The organism is Thermoflexus sp., assembly GCF_040289485.1.
In the GTDB taxonomy this organism is placed as follows: domain Bacteria; phylum Chloroflexota; class Anaerolineae; order Thermoflexales; family Thermoflexaceae; genus Thermoflexus.
This window is the reverse complement of sequence record NZ_PSLG01000090.1, coordinates 1-260: the sequence shown is the minus strand read 5'-3', so window position 1 is coordinate 260 and position 260 is coordinate 1. Positions and strand designations below refer to the sequence as shown.

The window sequence follows — 260 nt, the reverse complement described above, 5'->3', positions numbered from 1 at the left end:
CCAGCCGCTCCGCCGGAGTGGGCTCCGGGACGGCGGTGTGGCGGCTGGGGGCCTCCAGGCGGACGTGGAGGAGCAGGCGTCCCTTGTAGCCCAGGGTGATGGCGTCGGCCCCGCTGGGCTCGAGGATGAGGACCATCTCCGGCCGGGGCCAGGACCGGAGCAGGTGGCGCGCGCCCCGGGAGGTGGCGCTTTCCTCTTCTACCGCCCCAACCACCGCCCAGCGCCAGCCCGGCCGGGGCCCGGCCCGGGCGACGGCGACA

Annotated in this window: 1 pseudogene; it reads right to left on the bottom strand. The window is 77.3% G+C overall.

Annotated features, from left to right (window positions below):
• Positions 1 to 260, bottom strand: a pseudogene (locus C4313_RS10790) ([LysW]-lysine hydrolase); the annotation flags it as partial.